The following is an 18,025-nucleotide window of genomic DNA, read 5'->3' on the forward strand; positions in this document are numbered from 1 at the left end:
GCTCGATGGCCATATCTGAATGAACGGCGAATTCGTGGCAGGGTGGATTCGAGCCACGCCAGAGATCGTCGAGCAGCGGCAGGGATTTCTCTTCGCGGTATCGCCGCCGTTCATCGGGTGGTTTGCCCCGGATATCGGCCTCGATGCCATAAAGGGCGCCGATGAGGTGTCCGCCCCCGTCGCCATCTCAATTTGATATGACAGCATACAGACAATGCATTTGACCGCCGACCCACCTTATCTCATGCTCGTCGAGCGGATCGCCACGATGGTCTGGATTGACAGAATTAATCGCGAAAATCTGTCGCATTTTTACCGACTCCACCCAGCACAACAACAAATGCTTGAAAGCAAGAGGGAACGACAATGAAACTCAATCTAACAGCCCTTACCGCACTGCTCGGACTTACCCTTCTCTCAGTGACAAACACGGGAGCGTCCGCGGGTCCGGTTGCAGACCGCATTGCTAGTGGCCAGCCGATCCGAATCGGCTTCGCATCGGAAATACCGTATGCCTATCCTGACGCCAACAATCAGCCCGCCGGATTTGCAAATGTTATTGCTCTTGGTGCATTGAAGGAGATGGGATATACAAACATTGAGCCGGTTGTGACGGAGTGGGGAGGGTTGATTCCGGGACTTCAATCGGGGCGTTTCGACATCATTACCGGCGGCATGTACATTTTGAAGTCCCGATGCGAGAATGTGTTGTTTGCTGAACCTCTCGCGAAGACTGGCGAAGCCTTCATCGTGCCGCCCGGCAACCCCAAGGGGCTTTCCAACTATAAAGATCTCGTCAGCAAGAACGCCACGATGGTGGCAAACACCGGGTCCAGTGTGATTGAGCAAGCGAAAAAAGATGGGGTTCAAGATTCGCAGATCATTCAGGTCCCCGGGATTCCTGAGATCCTCGCGACCGTGGAGTCTGGCCGTGCTGACGCAGGCGTATCGGCATACCTGATCCTGCAAGACGTCGCCAAAAAGGCTGGTAGCAAGGTGGAGGTAACGGATCCCACGGCGTTCCCCGAATCTTACCAGAACTGGGTTGGCATCGCTTTCAGCAAGGACGACGCCGAATTTGTCGCCAAGTTTAACGAGGCTCAAAAGAAGTTCATCGGCACCCCAGAAATGATGAAAGCTGTCGCACCGTACGGCTACGACAAGACCCTGTTGCCGGGCGACAAAACTGCGGAATGGGTTTGCGCCAATCGATAACGATCAAATGGGCCGGGAGCCAGCTCCCCGGCCCGGTCACAGAGGACAACTATGGCTATCTGGGACTTTCTGCAGGTTTATGGGGTGCAAATTGCAAGGGGAACACTAGTTACCTGCGCTCAGTTTTTGACTGCAACCATGGTAGCGCTTGTCGTCGCCCTCTTTGTCGGTCTGGGCAAACTGTCGACGAACCCCCTAATTCGCGGCGTCTCAGTAATATACATCGAACTATTCCGCGGCACCTCGCTGCTTGTACAGGTCTTCTGGATCTTTTTCGTACTCCCTCTATTTGGAATCACTCTGTCACCTTTTACAGCCGGATTTCTCTCCGTAGGTCTGAATATTGGGGCATATGGAGCTGAGCTAGTACGGGGGGCAATACAGTCGATCCCGCGGGGGCAATGGGAAGCAGCGACGGCAATATCGTTGTCGCCTGCTCGCAGAATGAGAAGAATTATTATGCCCCAGGCGTTTTCCATTATGCTAGCCCCCTGGGGCAATTTGCTCATCGAGCTTCTAAAGTCTACTGCAGTAGTTTCTCTGATTTCCGTGAAAGATCTCATGTTTCAAGCCAAGCAGATCAATTCATTGACTTACATGCCCATACAAGCGTTCGGGATCGCTCTTATTATATACTACGTTATGTCTCGCGCAATGATCACATCTTTGGTTCGATGGCTTGAACACTCTGTTGCCCAGCGTCAGGGGCGCGTTTAAATATGGAGTGGAAGTGGGGGTTTACGTGGGAAATACTTCCGAGCCTACTTTGGGCCACGAAGAACACCATACTTGCAACGATAGCAGGTTATATTTTGGCGATGATAGGTGGTCTCGTCTTTGCACTTATGCAACGCACTGGATCGAAACTACTAGGGAGCATCATAAGGGAGTTCATAGACATCGTCAGATCTACGCCCCTTCTGCTGCAGATATTTTTTCTCTACTACGTGGCTCCCGAGTTTGGGCTAAGACTCTCCCCATGGGTAGCCGGCATTTCAACACTGGGGCTTCACTACTCAGCATACCTGTCTGAGGTATACCGGTCTAGCTTAGATGCCGTTCCGCGCGGCCAATGGGAGGCCTGCCGCGCGCTTAACCTTTCATCGCGCGACACATACATCAGAATCGTAATTCCACAGGCTTTAGCAACCGCCCTTCCAGGGATGGGAAACTATCTAGTTAGTATGCTGAAAGATACCCCCATGCTTTCTGTGATTGGCGTTGCGGAACTAATGCTTACTGCAAATGCGATTGGCTCAGAGCACTACCGATATCTCGAGCCCTTTACTTTAGTTGGCATAATTTTCTTGCTCCTGTCTTTACCGGCAGCCAGCCTAGTAAAGCTTCTTGAGAATCGTCTCAAAACGGTACTTGGATTGTGATGGCAAGCGCTCATAACTTCCCTATGCAACTGCCCGAACCAAATCGTCCGATGGTTCGATTTATGAATGTGAGCAAGTCGTATGGGGCCCTCACCGTAATCAACAATCTCAACTTCGAGGTTGCTGAAGGCGAGATGGTATCAATCATCGGTCCTTCTGGGTCCGGAAAAACTACAGTACTTAGAGCTCTCATGACGCTGGAAGCCATCAACGAAGGCGTCATTTACGTCGACGGAAAGCCTCTCACTCATATGCCCAAGGGCGATAAGCTTATCCCAGCAAATGAAAAGTACTTGAGGGGAATGCGATCCTCAATTGGCATGTGCTTTCAGCACTTCAATTTGTTCCCTCATATGACCGCACTGCAAAACTGTATGGAGGGACCGGTTCAAGTCCTGGGCTTGTCAAAGTCCGAAGCTCGAGTCAGGGCTGAAGAGTTGCTTGAGATGGTCGGTTTAATTGACAAGAAAGATCAACATCCTTCCCGGCTGTCGGGTGGTCAACAACAGCGGGTGGCCATTGCGAGAGCATTGGCCATGCGTCCTAAAGTGATGCTCTTCGATGAGGTCACCTCCGCTCTGGATCCAGAGGTTATCGGCGAGGTAACAAACGTTATTCGAAAGCTTGTTCGAGAGTATCGTTTGACGATGTTGATGGTCACGCACCAAATGGGTTTTGCCAGAGACATTTCGGACCGTGTATGTTTCTTTTACGGGGGTAAAATAGAAGAACAAGGCCCACCTCAGGAACTATTCACGCGACCTCAACGCGAACGCACAAGGCAGTTCCTTTCCGCCATTAAGGAGGCGATTTGACTCCTAAATGTAGATACGTATGAGCTTGCGAGACAACCTGTTTCATAGCCCACTTGGGCATTGAGAATGGACTCGATGGCCCAGACAGACCGTGACATTCAGCTCAACCTGCGGACTCTGAAGTATGCCGAGGTGACCTGCTCCCCGATATGCCCTCGTTTATAGGGTAGTCCTGGTCAGGTTTTGCTCCGCTCCCAAACGCTGGATCACCTGAGACCCCAGTTTTCGGCCTCGTTGGCCAGTGGCAGGCTGGATGTGCCACCGGATAATGCAGCAGAACCGGCGTCATCATATCAGCTAGCGGCAACCACCCATCTGAACACATGATAGCTGAGATCATGATTTTATGCTGGCGTATCATCTCTCACCTGTGCAGGTTTAATGTAACGACCATAGGAAACTGGGATGCAGTTGATGAGTGCTTGCAAGGCAAGCTCGATGAGATCCCGGAAGGCTTGCGAAACGGCTTTTTTGGGAGTCTCTCTATCCATCTCTGATGCAGATGGTCTTTTACAGTTTTCCCAAGACGGGCCAGACATTTACGCTGGCAGAATAGAAGGACGTCGACTATGGATTCAGAGAGTGTTTGCTACTTGCCGGCAGTTGAACTAGCGGAGCTGTTTCGTATCAAGAAATTGTCTCCAGTCGAATACATGGACGCACTTCTGGCTCGGGTCGCCGAATTGGAGCCCAAGTTGCACGTCTTTGCTTATCTTGCTGCAGATCGTGCGATGGACGAGGCGAGGAAGGCCGAAGCTGCAATCATGACCGGCGCGCGGGTCGGCCGACTGCACGGCGTGCCGGCAACCATCAAGGACTTCTCGATTACCAAGGACATGCCGACGCAGTTCGGCAGCAAGATTTTCGCCGGCCATCAGCCGCACGAGGATACGCAGGTAGTTTCGCGACTTCGTGACGAAGGTGCGATCATTCTTGGCAAGACTGCAGTGCCGGAGTTCGGCTGGACGGGGGTTTCGCGCAGTCCGCTTACGGGCATTACTAGCAACCCCTGGAAGCTGGGGTATAATGCTGGTGCGTCCTCGGCTGGCGCCGGAGCAGCAGCGGCTGCAGGCATCGGTCCTTTGCATCAGGGAAGTGACGGAGCAGGATCGATACGGATGCCTGCACACTTCAGTGGAGTTTTTGGACTCAAACCTAGCTTCGGACGGGTGCCATACTCTCCCCTAGGCACTGATGATCTCTGTTCCCACTCTGGTCCGATAACGCGCACGGTTGGAGACAGTGCACTTATGTTGGAGGTGATCGCAGGTCCCCACTTTTTGGATCATACAACGCTCGAAGCGGGACCTGCCAACTACCTAAGCCGGCTGCGCCAGGGAGTTAAGGGTAGTCGCATTGCTTATAGCCCGGATTTAGGCGTTGCGCGCGTAGATCCTGAAGTTGCCTCTTTGGTGAAGGTTGCCGCCGCTCGTTTTGAAGAGCTCGGAGCGAAAGTTGAAGAAGTCGCTACTCCTTGGGCGAAGGACGGACCAGAGTTGATTCGATTCTTTTGGTCAGCCCATCTAGCGGGTCTCGCACAGTACCTTCCGAAGTGGGAGGAACACATGGACCCCGGGTTGGTCGCCTGCATCAGAGAGTCCAAGGACATCCGCATCGCAGAGTATCAAGAGATGCGTGAGCGTAAGATGACATACGTGGCCAATATACATCGTTGGTTCCAGGACTGGGACTTCTTGATTACTCCCTCTGTTTCGGTTGCCGCCTTTCCAGCTGAAAAACTGATGCCAGACCATTGGCCCACGCATCCTTGGGACTGGATAATGTGGGCGGAGTTCTCCTACCCGTTCAACATGGCCTGGAATCCGGCCGCCAGCGTACCCTGCGGATTTACTAGTAGCGGCCTGCCGGTTGGTATGCAGGTCGTTGGTAAGCGCTTCAACGATCTTGGTGTCCTGCAAGCGTCGGCAGCATTTGAGGCACTCCAGCCATGGGCCGACAAGCGCCCGAAGCTTTGACTGACTCCACCGCAGAACATGCAGCAGGCCAGCAAGCACGTTTCTCATCGCTGGGAGATACAACCCGAAATTGCCGAGCAGGTGCCGGAGAGGATTCTCTTGGCGCGCCCCAGCCGTGCGACACGCTGCCTAAACCATGATGCGTTTTAAACAGCTCCTCCAAACGATTTTGTAGGCAGCGATAGTCCATCTGAAAACGCGATGGGAAGAGTTCTAACATTATATTGGCAAGGGACCTTTGACTGACGATAGTTTGAAATCAGCCGCGTAGCAATTTGAGGAAATCCCAAAAATGTCAGTTGAGCGAACTGGAGTCCAGATCAAAGAAGTTCTCCTCGCGCCTGGCTTGGGCGGCTCGTTTTATGATGATCAGGCTGCAATTAGAGCAGGCGCCGCACAAGATGGGTTTTTGTATGTAGGCAAACCACTCACAGAGGGGTTCTTGTCTATCCGCCATCCGGCTTCCAGTCTGAGTATTGGACTCGTTCTCGCCGACGAGGCTATCGTCTGGGGCGACATGATGAACGTCCAATATGCAGGAGTGAGCGGTCGCGCTCGCCTCTTCGATGCTGCCAAGATCGCTGATATTACGTCCCGCATCGTAATGCCACGGCTTCTTAAAGTGGATGCCTCTAGATTTATCGACTCCTGCACAAGCGTTTTCGAGGCTACCGACAATCAGCGCCTGCCTCTCGCAGTTGAATACGGTGCCAGTCAGGCGCTGCTACGCGCAGCAGCACATATAAAACGACTTACCATGGCGGAGATTGTATGCCAGGAGTTCAATTTGCCGGTGCCGAAAAAGCGGGTGCCGATCTACGCGCAGAGTGGTGACGATCGCAAACTCAACGTTGACAAGATGATCTTGAAATCCGTCGACGTCTTACCGCACGGCCTGATTAATTCTCGAGAGAAATTCGGCGTTGGTGGCGAGACTTTTGTAGAGTTTGTGAAGTGGGTTGCAGCGCGGACGAAGCAGATTGGTCAGCCGGGCTATCACCCAGTGCTACATTTCGATGTCTATGGCTGGATCGGATTAGAGTTTGGACTCGACCCGCAACGCATTGCCGATTTCATCTCAAGGCTTTCTGAGACTGTTCCGGACTTATTACTTAACATAGAATCTCCGGCGGATTTTGGGTCTACGCAAGCCCAGATCGAAAACTACGCTAAGATTGTCAGAATTCTTGACAACCGAGGAGTCAACACCCGCATCTGCGTAGATGAACAGTGCAATACACTCGAGGACATTCGCCAATTTGCAGAGGCTCGTGCTGCTCACATCGTACAAATCAAGACACCCGACGTAGGGTCGATTGCTGATACCGCGCGGGCTGTATTGATTTGCAAAAAAAATAACGTGGGCGCCTTTGTGGGCGGAAGTGCTACGGAGACTGATCTTTCCGCCCGCGCAACTGTTCATGTATCTGTTGCGACGCAGGCTGACATGATGCTTGCAAAGCCCGGACTAGGAGTTGACGAAGGAGTGTCGGTGGTTGGGAACGAGCAGAGCCGTTTGTTTGCCATGCTAGATCGGCGGCGCCATTAGTTTTCCTATCAAACTTGTGGTCGATGCAAAGCAGAGGTTTCTGATAAGCGAGGATACAGTCAAGAGGTTAGTAATCATGCGTTCTTTTTTTGAGCCTGCTTGGCAGAATCACCACCTCGTTCAGCTGCACTATTTGGCGCACAGGTGGATTTGCCTATTCAGAAGCCGAAGATAAGCAGACCAAACCGGATCGCAAGGTTGGAATTGATGTATCGTTGTACTGGTTGAATTAAGTGTGGTCTAACGAACGCCATTCACGGAGGGATTTGACGTCGTGGTAGCGGTTATTGCGTTGCTTGCGGTGGCGTCAGCCGTGCGATGGCACCCGCATGGGTGGTGTGCTGAGAGTTCTCCAAATTCGCTGAGACACGGCGGTCACGACAGGCTGTGATGACTAATGACTGAGATCTCGGAAATCGTTAGCGCTAGCCGAGCTTCCGCGACCTGTTCTCGGTGCGAGTCTCGAATCGACTGCTCCGCTCATCCAGACCGCGGTACTGCGCCTAAGGGAGCATGCGTATCTCGTCCCGAGCACATCCGGCGAAAAAACTTCCAGCACCCGGGCCACCGGCACAAACAGCGGCGCCACCGATTCCCTTCTGGCAGCCGCCGGCCATCTGAAAACACGATGGCAAGGTCCGGGACATTATATTGGCGAAGCCAACGTCAAGTGGCGCATGATTGGGCGATAAGGGAAACTACATTCGCCATAAACGTAGTCCGACAGAAATCGAGCAAAACGAAGTGCAAATCAAAGATGTCCTGCTGGCGCCTGGCAACGGCGCCTTCTTTTATGACGATCAGGCCGCTATACGTGCTGGGGCTGGCCAGGACGGCTTCATCTATGTCGGCAAGCCTTTGACGCCTGGCTTCCGCACTATCCGTGTTCCGGCAGCTTGCTTATCCGTTGGGCTTGTCCTGGAAGACGACACAGTCGCCTGGGGCGACATGATGGGCGTGCAGTATTCCGGGGCCGGCGGGCGTGACCCGTTGTTTGACGCCGCAGAGATTAAGGATCTGACGTCACGTGTTGTTGTACCTCGGCTCCTGAATGTTGATCCGTCCCGATTTTTGGCGGCCTGTTCCAGTGCCTTCGAGCTCCATGATGGGGAACGACTTCCACTGTCCATCGAATATGGCGTGAGCCAAGCCCTTTTGTGCGCTGCTGCCCATGCCGCGCGCAGCACGATGGCGGAGGTTATTTGTACAGAATTTGGCCTATCCATGCCGCATCGTCGTGTCCCGATTTATTGTCAGAGCGGTGACGCCCGTGAAATCAACGTCGATAAAATGATTTTGAAGGGGGTCGATGTGCTCCCACACGGCCTCATCAATTCGCGCAGCAAATTCGGCGTCGGAGGGGAAACTTTTCTGGATTTCGTCAGATGGGTGGCGCACCGCGTCAAGCAAATCGGCCAACCAGGCTATCATCCGGTGCTGCATTTCGACGTTTACGGTTGGATCGGCATGGAGATCGGTCTCGACGTTCAGCGCATCGCGGACTTCATCAGCAAGGTTGCTGATGAAGTTCCGGAGCTCACGGTGAATATCGAATCTCCAGCCGACTTCGGTTCTACCTCGGCGCAAGTCGACAACTATGCGCAGATCGTCGGCATTCTGGACGCGCGTGCGTCGCGTGCGCGCATCGTTGTCGATGAACGCTGCAACACACTTGAGGACGTGCGTCTATTTGCGGAAGCGAAGGCGACCCATCTCGTGCAGATCAAGACGCCGGACGTGGGCTCGATCGCCGATAGCGCCCGCGCAGTGCTTCTCTGCAAAGAGAACAACGTGGGCGCCTATGTGGGAGGCAGCTGCAGCGAGACGGATCTCTCCGCGCGGGCGACGGTTCACATTTCGGTGGCAACGCAGGCGGACATGATGCTCGCGAAACCAGGCATGGGCGTCGACGAAGGTCTTTCCATTGTCGGGAATGAGCAAAATCGGTTGCTCGCTATGCTTGATCGACGTCGGGAACAGAATTTGAAAGCCGCTTAGGAAGCGCTCCTTATGAAGAACAGTCTCAAGGACATCACGGTTGTGGCGGTAGAACAGGCCGTCGCAGCGCCCTACGCGTCGTCTCGCCTTGCAGATGCCGGCGCCCGGGTGATCAAGGTGGAAAGGCCCGACGGGGATTTTGCGCGAAACTACGACAAGTTGGTGCGGGGGCAGAGCGCTTACTTCGTCTGGCTCAACCGGGGTAAGGAGTCAATCTGTCTGGACCTGAGGTTGGAGGCCGATCGCACCGTCCTGAACACGATCATTGCCAGTGCAGACGTCTTTATCCAGAATCTGAAGCCGGGCAGCATCGAAAAACTGGGTTTTGGGTCTGCTGATCTCCGTCGACGAGATCCGCGGCTGATCACTTGCGACATTTCTGGTTTCGGAGAGACAGGCCCGTACTCCCATTTGAAGGCCTACGATCTGATCGTGCAGGCCGAAACAGGTCTATGCGCTATCACCGGCAACCAACAGGGGCCCGCGCGTGTAGGGGTTTCGGTTTGCGATATCTCGGCGGGCATGACAGCGCACAGCGCCATTCTTCAGGCGCTGTATCATCGCGAGGTCACCGGAGAAGGGACAGGCATCCAGGTGTCACTGTTCGATGCCGTCGCCGACTGGATGAACGTGCCGGTTCTGCAACACGACTACAGCGGTTATCGCACGGTCCGCGCCGGCGTGAAACATCCGTCGCTGGCGCCATATGGCGCCTATCGGTGCGCCGACGGCAAAGAGGTCATCTTTTCGGTTCAAAATGACCGCGAATGGGTGAATTTTTGCGAGAAGTTCCTGAAGCAACCTGGGCTTGCACGCACACCTGGTTTTGCTGACAACATGGAACGCCTCGGTCACCGTGCGCAACTTGATGAGATCATTGAACGGCGGTTTTCTGAACTTTCCTGCCACGAAGCAATGCGTGAGCTTGAGGCGGCCGGCCTGGCATATGGGCGACTGAACGAAGTGGTGGATGTTTCAAGGCATCCGCACGTTCGCAGGGTTGCGGTTGGCACACCTGAGGGAACTGTCGAGACGATAGCGCCAGCGGCGATCTTCAACTCGGAGGGCCCCTCGCTACGGCCAGTTCCGGCTCTTGGTGCTCATACCGAGGCTATCCGCGAGGAGGTTATGGGGCTTTTGCGCTAAGTCACCGCGGCAGCGTGAGTGCGCTACTCGTTGCCGTGAGTGCGCTCGCGATTTACGCAAAGCCGGCAGACCCCAAAACATTTCAGCGCACCGGCGACTCAGCAAGCTCGGAGTCAGTTCGATGATCGAGGACAATGTTCCGGTAGTTGAAAGCACGATGTCTGTACCGCGCTGGAGATCCCTGCTCTTCGTTCCTTCTCACGTTCCGCGCTTTGTGGAGACGGCCCATGAGCGGGGTGCCGATGGCGTCATACTCGACCTCGAGGACTCCGTTCCGCAGCAACAGAAGGGTGAGGCACGCAAGCAGCTTCCTGAGTCCGTTGCAAAGGTGGCCCGCAAGGGCGCCTCTGTTTTAGTGCGCGTGAATCGTGGTTTGCGCGCTTTGGCGGCTGATCTTGATGCAGCGGTGATGGCGGATGTTGACGCGCTTGTTCTTCCGAAGACGGATTCGGCAGAGTGGGTATTAGAGATCGCGAATGCGGTTTCAGAACTTGAACGGGAAAGAAATCTTGCACCGGGAGGCATCCGGTTCCTTGCCCAGATCGAGACCCCGGGCGCCTTGCAAAGGCTCGCGGCCATTGCGTCGGCGCATCCAAGGATGGTCGCAATGACCCTTGGTCCTGAAGACTTCAGTGCCGCAGTTGGCGGCGCCCCGGAATTCGACCTTCTCTTGACGCCGAACCTTTCTGTTCTTTTTGCCGCCCGTGCGGCCGGGTTGCTCCCGCTAGGCTTCGTAGGGAGCATCAGCGAGTTCTCCGACACTCATAAACTTCGTAAAGCCGCGGCACATGCGCGGCGGCTTGGCTTTGCCGGAGCGTTGGCGATCCATCCTACACAGGTGGCCATATTCAATGAGGCTTTCTCGCCAAGCGCCCAGGAAATCGAGTGGGCCCATAAAGTCGTCGCGGCGGAAAATGATGCCGCCACGCGTGGACTGTCCGCATTCTCGTTGAATGGCAAAATGATCGATCCGCCAGTGGTGCGGCGCGCCCACGAGATCCTCGCTCTCCAGCAATAGCCGAGCCTATAATCAGCGGCCGGACAGGCTGTTTTGGAACTTGTGCGACAGTTTTGTGGCTTGCCTGCCATCTCGTTTCGAGATAGATATAAGAGTACCGGGGAACACGCCCCGGGTGGATTTCTTCATCGTGGACATCAGGCAGTTAAGATACTTTGTCGGCGTCGTCGAAGCCGGCAGTTTCACGAAGGCAGCTGCGACCCTCAACGTTGCTCAAAGCGCTCTAAGCCTGCATGTGCGTCAACTGGAGGAAGGATTCGGCACCCAGTTGCTGGTCCGCGACAGGACCGGTGTGAGCGTCACGGCGTCGGGAGACAAGCTGCTCGAGCGCGCGCGGGTTATTCTGAAGGAAATTCAGCTCACCGAGGCCGAACTGACCAACTCAGTGGCTGCTCCTTCCGGAGAGGTGACCATCGGCATTCCCTCCGGAGCCGCTCGCGTCCTTAGTGGTCCCCTGATTGAATCGGTAAGAAACGAATTGCCGAGAATCTCGCTTAAAATGATCGAGGGCATGACCGGACCGCTCGAGGAGTGGATGGCTGCTGGCCGATTCAATCTGGCTGTCCTTTACCGAACTGCCGAGAGCGTGGGGCAAATGACGGTGCTGGCCCGCGAAGAGTTTTGCCTGGTGGTCCCGCCGGGCCAACCGCCTTTCGAAGATTCGATACGGCTGGCCGACCTGCACGCATTTCCGCTGGCGGTTCCCATGCGCAACAACAATGTCCGGCGTTCTGTGGCGGACGTCGTTGCCCAGCACGGCTGTGTTCTGGACGTCAGATTCGAAGTCGACTCCCTTTCTACGATCATCGATATGGTCATGGAGGGAAAGGCCTATTCCATCCTTACCCCGTCGGCCATCCAGAAAGAGGCCTCTCAAGGCCAGGTGCGAACGGTTAAAATCATTGATCCAGTGATCACCCGTTCCGTTGTGCTCGCCGTAAACCCTAAAGACGAGCGCTCTCCGGCGGTCTCCGCGGTCCGCAAGCTGATTCCCAAAGTCGTAAGGACTTTGATAGAGAGCAAGCACTGGTCCGCCACGGTTCCAGACCGGGTCTAGGAAATCCCAAGCTACGTTCTTTCCAGTACTATTCGTTCTTCGCGACTGCTTGAGCGGTCGCAATCTGGCTTCGAGATGGTTTTGGGCGACAATCGATATTTGACCGCATGCCACTATCGCGATGAAATCGCAGGGGAGCGAGGCACGGTTCGGATATCGGCCGTTGTCGTACCTTGCAAATACAGCAAAGCGGAGCATGCGATGTCCAACGCCACGACCTATCAGCTTTTCATCAACGGCCGTTGGCGAGACGGTAGTGGAACCCTGACGGTGACCAATCCGGCGACAGAAACGGTGTTTGGCTCTGTGGCCGCGGCGGCGGCTTCGGATCTGGACGAGGCCCTTGCTTCTGCAGAGGCAAGCCGCCAGGCTTGGTCCTCGCGACCGCCGAAGGATCGCGGCGAGATCCTTGTTGCGGCCGCCAGAATCCTGGCCACGAAGGTGGGAAACGCAGCCAAGGATTTGTCGAGAGAACAGGGCAAGACAATTGCCGAAGCAACAGGCGAGTACGCGCGTGCAGTCGAAACGCTGGAGTGGTACGGCACAAATGCCGAAGAATTGTCGGCCCCAATTCCACACGGCCCAAACCGAATGATTGTCCCCGAGCCGCTTGGTGTGGTCGCTGCCTTCACGCCGTGGAACTATCCCGCAGTGCTTATCGCCCGCAAGCTTGCCCCTGCGCTGGCGGCAGGCTGTCCTGTGATCCTCAAAGGCGCTGAAGAGACGCCGAGTGCCGCCATCCACATCGTCGAAGCGTTGCGCCAGGCAGGCATCCCGGACGGCGTGGTCAATCTTGTCTTCGGCGCGCCGGCGCAGATTTCTGAGCACCTGCTCAGTTCGCCAATTGTGAAAGTCTTGACCTTCACTGGCTCCACCGTTGTTGGAAAACATCTGGCCAGGCTCGCCGCAAATAACTTGCAGCGGTGTGTCCTTGAACTCGGTGGGCACTCCCCGGTCGTTGTCTGCGAGGATGCTGATATCGCAACGGCCGTTCCGGCAATTTCGGAATACAAGTTCGAGTGCGCCGGCCAGAGCTGCAACGCGCCCAGTAGAATCCTCGTTGCGCGGCCACTCTATGAGGAGTTCCTTTCCCAGATGAACGACGCCGCGCGCAATATAAAGATCGGCCCGCCCGACGACCCTAAGACGGAGATGGGACCGATGGCAAACGCGCGGCGAATAGAGGCCATGCAGCGTCTGGTCGAGGATGCGGTCGATCGTGGCGCGCGGGTAGAGACCGGCGGCTCCCGCCTCGACCGGCCGGGCTATTACTGGCCGCCAACCATCCTGACAGGGGTGCCAAAGGATGCCAAAGTGCTTCATGACGAGCCGTTCGGGCCAATCCTAACCGTGGCGCCCTTTGACACGATCGAGGAGGCTATCGAGGAGGCCAATGCCACCGAATATGGCTTGGCCGCTTACTTCTTCACTGGCGCCACCGATGCGAAACGAGCGCTGATCGACGGTGTTTCGGCTGGCGCTGTCAGTGTAAATTACCTGAAAGGTGTGTCCGCGGATGCGCCGTATGGAGGGGTAAAGCAGAGCGGCTATGGCTATGAAGGTGGCGAGCAGGGCTTGCGGAGCTTCCAAAGCCTGAAACTGGTCAACGGGCTCGGGTCATTTGGGTAAGAGCTGGTGAACAAAAGGACACGCACCATTGCCGGTGAAGACATAGCAGCGAGCGTCGCCGATGCGCTTCAGTACATCTCCTATTACCATCCTCCAGACTATATACGGTACCTCACGCAGGCATACGCGCGCGAGCAGAGCCCGACGGCAAAAAACGCCATCGGGCAGATCCTGCTGAATTCTCGCATGGCGGCATTTGGGCGGCGGCCGATCTGTCAGGACACTGGTCTCGTGGTGGTGTTCGCCAAGGTCGGGATGGGCGTTCGCATCAATTCCGCGGCCAGTTTCGCGGACCTGGTGAATGAAGGCGTCCGTCGGGCATATCTCGACCCAGACAATCCCCTTCGACCATCGATCGTCTCGGATCCGCTTGGCCGACGAGTGAACACGCGCGACAACACGCCGGCGGTCGTCCACGTCGACCTTGTGCGAGGCAACCAGATCGAGATCACCATCGCCGCGAAAGGCGGCGGGTCGGAAAACAAGGCCCGTTTCACCACCCTTAACCCCAGCGCGTCCGTTGCCGACTGGGTGGTCGACACCGTTTCGACCCTTGGCAGCGGGTGGTGCCCGCCCGGACTGATCTCGGTCGGTATCGGTGGGAGCGCCGAAAAGGCGATGCTGCTCGCTAAGGAGGCGATGAACGAGCCTATAGACATGACGGATCTCATCGCGAAGGGGGCATCAAACGCTGAAGAGGCGCTCCGCATTGAGCTTTATGAACGCATTAACGCTCTCGGGATCGGTGCCCAGGGCCTGGGTGGTCTGACGACAGTCGTTGACGTCAAGGTTGCGACCTATCCAACCCACGTGGCGTCCAAGCCTGTGGCATTGATCCCGCAATGCGCCGCCAACCGCCACCTGACGTTCACATTGGACGGTAGAGGACCAGCGCGACTCCAACCACCCGACCTTTCCGAATGGCCGCAGATCGGTCCCGAAGACTTGCAGACAAGCGGAGTGCGCCGGGTCAACCTGGATGCGCTGACGAGAGAAGAGACACAATCGTGGCGCTGCGGGGAAACTCTTCTTCTGTCGGGAAAGATGCTGACCGGTCGTGACGCTGCCCACAAGCGAATGGTCGACCTTATCGATGCCGGCAAGCCGCTCCCGGTCGATCTGCGGGGACGCGTGATCTACTATGTCGGACCTGTCCGCGCGGTGAGGGATGAGGTTGTCGGGCCGGCCGGCCCGACAACCTCAAGCCGCATGGACGATTTTACCGAGGCATTGCTCGCCCAAACCGGGCTTTTGGCGATGATCGGCAAGGCCGAGAGGGGGCCAGCGGCTGTAGCATCGATTGCCAGGCACAAGACACCCTATCTGGCCGCAGTGGGTGGCGCTGCCTATCTGATATCAAAATCGATCAAGTCCGCGCGGCTCGTTGCCTTTGAAGACTTGGGCATGGAAGGCATCTATGAATTCGAGGTTCAGGACATGCCGGTGATCATGGCTGTCGACGTCGAGGGAAACTCGATTCACAATTCCGGGCCGATTGAATGGCGCAAGCGCATGGCTGCCGACAGCATCGCGCGCAACATTGGCGTTTGATATTCCCGTCAAACAATTGCCCTGCCAGGCTTGTGATAGGCTCCAGAAGCGAAAAGCCATGCGCTTGGTTTGGCAGGGCTGCGAATGAGGCGACGCCCGACACCGGCGGTGAACGCAACGTTTAGTTGGCGCTAGGCACCATGGATGCAATTGGCGCGGACCCAAAAGCGGCCTAAACGTAAGGCGATGATTCAGCTCCGGCAGGCCATGAAGTCAAACCTCAACACCATACGCCTGGACGCTTGGGACCTTCGGATTCTGTCCGAACTGCAAGCAGACGGTCGGATATCGAAAAGCGAGCTTGCCAAGCGCGTTCATCTGTCGGCGTCGGCTTGCTCGGAGCGGCTCCGTATACTCGAAGCAGCAGGAGCCATTGAAGGCTATTACGCGCGGCTCAGTCCGTCCCTCACTGGGGGCGTGATTTTCGTGATGGTCGAGGTGGTGCTCGTTCGCCACCGCCTTGAAGACCAACGACACTTTGAGACGGCAATTCAGGGCATCCCTGAGATTTTGGATTGCTGGGCCATCGGGGGCCGGGTCGATTACCTCCTGCGCGTAGCGGCACCTTCCATGGCGACCTATCAGGAATTCATGGAAGGATTGCTGCAGCTAGGCCTCGGGATTGACCAATATTATAGCCTTGTCGTGACGAAATCCGTCAAATCCAATTCGCCGATACCCTTGTCCCTGCCAAAAGAGCGGTGAGTTTTCAGAGGCCGTGTTTTCCACGGAGATTGGCGCAAGTACCGTGCATTCGTCGGCCGCGGACGCGTATTGCCGTGGAACGTGAGGCGTGTCCCTAGGTATAATCATCCCTTGACGCGCGGCTGACCCAAATGTCCTCCGCCGGGCCATCAACGGGAGAGCGGCAATGAGCCTGACTAATCTGGGAACCAAACAAATCCAGGAGACGGATCGAAGCTTCGTTTTCCATCCCTCCACGCACCTGGCAAAACACAGCCGCGGCGAGACGCCAAACCGGATCATGGCCGGAGCTGAAGGCGTTTACATCTGGGATACTGAAGGCCGAAAGAGCCTCGACGGTTTCGGCGGCCTCTACTGCGTCAATATGGGATATGGATGCACGGAGATCGCCGACGCCATTGCCAAGCAAGCGCACGACTTGCCGTTCGCTCATATCTATGCCAGCCAGGGCACGGAGCCTGTCGCCCGTTTGGCGGAGGCTATTGTTGAATATTTCGGACAGAACATGCAAAGGGTCTATTTCGGCCTGTCCGGTTCCGACGCCAACGAAACCAACATCAAGCTTGTCTGGTACTACAACAACATCCTTGGGCGCCCTGAAAAGAAGAAGATCATCTCGCGACATCGCGGTTATCACGGTTCGGGGCTGGTCACCGGTAGCCTGACAGGCCTTCCGTTCTTCCACAAGTTTTTCGACCTGCCTTTGAACCTGGTGCGCCATACAACGACGCCACATTACTATCGCCAGGCACATGAGGGCGAAACCGAGGAAGCCTTCTCCAAACGCTGCGCCGATGAACTTGAAGCCCTTATTCTTGCCGAGGGCCCAGATACGGTTGCAGCCTTTATCGGAGAACCGGCACTTGGGACCGGCGGCATCGTTCCGCCCCCAAAGGGATACTGGACGGCCATTCAAGAGGTGCTGGACAAGTATGAGATCCTGCTGATCGCGGATGAAGTGGTTTGCGGCTTCGCACGAACCGGGGAGAAATTCGGCTCTCACCTTTATGGCATGCGCCCGGATTTCGTCACCATCGCCAAGGGCGTCAGTTCCGCCTACCTCCCCATCTCCGGGTCAATTATCGGCGACCGCGTCTGGAAGGTTCTGGAAGAAGGAACGGAGAAGCACGGAGCTCTGGGCCATGGCTGGACATATTCCGGTCATACGCTCTGCGCGGCGGCCGCACTCGCCAACATTAAGGTCCTTAAGGAAAGAAACATCCTGGAACATGTCCAGGATGTCGGGCCCTATTGGCTTGCCCGTATGAAAGCCGAACTGGAGGGACATCCTATTGTCGGCGAAGTTCGTGGCGTTGGAATCCTGTCTGGCGTCGAGATGATGCGCGATCCCAAAGCGCGCATACCTTTTGAGCCTGAGCTGCAAGTTGGCGTACGTGCCGCCGCTGCTCTGCTTGAGAATGGTGTCATCGGCCGTGCCATGCCGCATGGCGATATCCTCGGCTTTGCCCCGCCATTGATCATCACCCGGGACGAAATCGACATCATCGTCGACGCGACCGCGAAATCGGTCGATACGACTTACCGTGCGCTGAAGGCCGAGGGCGCGATATGACCCTCTCCGCGCAATGATGAGGAGGGGTACGAGGCAACTCTTGATGCACACCGCTGGGTCAAGTGATTGCCGATAAACCTTTGAATGCCTTGCTCTACAACAATTGCCGCTGCGTCCGGTCGTCCCATTGACCAAGCTCTGCGCGGCTCGCCCTGCCGGTTCACCTCCCGATCGGCAGGGCACCCTTTTCTGGAATGCTGGGACCTGGCATCATGAATTCTCGCCGTGTAGTGGCGTCCCTGCTAAATGCTAGACCGGGCGGGGTCCGCGACGCACAGTGATGAGCCGCTTGGGCATTGGGTCGCTGGCCCCAGACGTCTCAGCATCTATCGTCTTAGATCTTCCGGCTGGGGAGGGGCAGGTTTGCGTGCTCCCGAAAGGGGTCGGAACAAGAGCAGTGCGAAATCGTAC

General features: G+C 56.1%; 15 protein-coding genes and 1 pseudogene. All 16 read left to right on the plus strand.

Annotated elements, in window-relative coordinates; translation table 11 throughout:
• Positions 1-19 precede the first annotated feature (19 nt).
• The 16 genes and pseudogenes from OHD62_RS32790 (at position 20) to OHD62_RS32860 (ending at position 17,614) form a co-directional block, all read left to right on the plus strand.
• Positions 20-196 carry a hypothetical protein gene (locus tag OHD62_RS32790; RefSeq protein ID WP_263791570.1) on the plus strand — a complete coding sequence of 59 codons (177 nt, stop codon included), beginning with the start codon at positions 20-22 and terminating at the stop codon, positions 194-196.
• A gap of 170 nt (positions 197-366) precedes the next feature.
• Entirely contained in the window at positions 367-1,215 is an 849-nt protein-coding gene (gene ehuB / locus OHD62_RS32795; protein ID WP_263791572.1) for an ectoine/hydroxyectoine ABC transporter substrate-binding protein EhuB, read from the plus strand.
• A 51-nt stretch (positions 1,216-1,266) separates the two neighbouring features.
• Positions 1,267-1,932 carry an ectoine/hydroxyectoine ABC transporter permease subunit EhuC gene (gene ehuC / locus OHD62_RS32800; protein ID WP_263791573.1) on the plus strand — a complete coding sequence of 222 codons (666 nt, stop codon included), beginning with the start codon at positions 1,267-1,269 and terminating at the stop codon, positions 1,930-1,932.
• Positions 1,933-1,934: 2 nt separating this feature from the next.
• Positions 1,935-2,597: an ectoine/hydroxyectoine ABC transporter permease subunit EhuD gene (ehuD, locus tag OHD62_RS32805; protein ID WP_263791575.1), complete on the plus strand. Its 663-nt coding sequence runs from the start codon at positions 1,935-1,937 to the stop codon at positions 2,595-2,597.
• A 23-nt stretch (positions 2,598-2,620) separates the two neighbouring features.
• Positions 2,621-3,412, plus strand: a complete 792-nt coding sequence (gene ehuA, locus OHD62_RS32810; protein WP_318528732.1) for an ectoine/hydroxyectoine ABC transporter ATP-binding protein EhuA — start codon at positions 2,621-2,623, stop codon at positions 3,410-3,412.
• Positions 3,413-3,981: 569 nt separating this feature from the next.
• Positions 3,982-5,388, plus strand: a complete 1,407-nt coding sequence (locus tag OHD62_RS32815; protein WP_263791578.1) for an amidase family protein — start codon at positions 3,982-3,984, stop codon at positions 5,386-5,388.
• Positions 5,389-5,680: 292 nt separating this feature from the next.
• Positions 5,681-6,937: a methylaspartate ammonia-lyase gene (locus OHD62_RS32820; protein ID WP_263791579.1), complete on the plus strand. Its 1,257-nt coding sequence runs from the start codon at positions 5,681-5,683 to the stop codon at positions 6,935-6,937.
• 265 nt (positions 6,938-7,202) lie between these two features.
• Positions 7,203-7,328: pseudogene (locus OHD62_RS35825) on the plus strand (PGF-CTERM sorting domain-containing protein); the annotation flags it as partial.
• Between the two features lie 353 nt (positions 7,329-7,681).
• A complete protein-coding gene (locus tag OHD62_RS32825; protein WP_263791669.1) occupies positions 7,682-8,935 on the plus strand; it encodes a methylaspartate ammonia-lyase in 1,254 nt (417 codons plus the stop codon).
• 12 nt (positions 8,936-8,947) lie between these two features.
• Positions 8,948-10,081 carry a CaiB/BaiF CoA transferase family protein gene (locus OHD62_RS32830; protein ID WP_263791581.1) on the plus strand — a complete coding sequence of 378 codons (1,134 nt, stop codon included), beginning with the start codon at positions 8,948-8,950 and terminating at the stop codon, positions 10,079-10,081.
• 121 nt (positions 10,082-10,202) lie between these two features.
• A complete protein-coding gene (locus OHD62_RS32835) occupies positions 10,203-11,099 on the plus strand; it encodes an HpcH/HpaI aldolase/citrate lyase family protein (protein WP_263791583.1) in 897 nt (298 codons plus the stop codon).
• 130 nt (positions 11,100-11,229) lie between these two features.
• The gene (locus OHD62_RS32840; RefSeq protein WP_263791671.1) at positions 11,230-12,156 is read left to right on the plus strand and encodes a LysR family transcriptional regulator; all 927 of its coding nucleotides are present in this window, start codon (positions 11,230-11,232) and stop codon (positions 12,154-12,156) included.
• 201 nt (positions 12,157-12,357) lie between these two features.
• On the plus strand, positions 12,358-13,785 hold the full coding sequence (locus tag OHD62_RS32845; RefSeq protein ID WP_263791585.1) for an NAD-dependent succinate-semialdehyde dehydrogenase: 1,428 nt from the start codon (positions 12,358-12,360) through the stop codon (positions 13,783-13,785).
• A 6-nt stretch (positions 13,786-13,791) separates the two neighbouring features.
• The gene (locus OHD62_RS32850; protein ID WP_263791586.1) at positions 13,792-15,336 is read left to right on the plus strand and encodes a fumarate hydratase; all 1,545 of its coding nucleotides are present in this window, start codon (positions 13,792-13,794) and stop codon (positions 15,334-15,336) included.
• Between the two features lie 207 nt (positions 15,337-15,543).
• Complete coding sequence (locus tag OHD62_RS32855; protein WP_318528673.1) at positions 15,544-16,041, plus strand: Lrp/AsnC family transcriptional regulator; 498 nt, start codon at positions 15,544-15,546, stop codon at positions 16,039-16,041.
• 166 nt (positions 16,042-16,207) lie between these two features.
• Entirely contained in the window at positions 16,208-17,614 is a 1,407-nt protein-coding gene (locus tag OHD62_RS32860; protein ID WP_263791589.1) for an aminotransferase, read from the plus strand.
• Positions 17,615-18,025: the final 411 nt, after the last annotated feature.

This window comes from Mesorhizobium sp. YC-39, assembly GCF_025753795.1.
Lineage (GTDB): Bacteria > Pseudomonadota > Alphaproteobacteria > Rhizobiales > Rhizobiaceae > Mesorhizobium.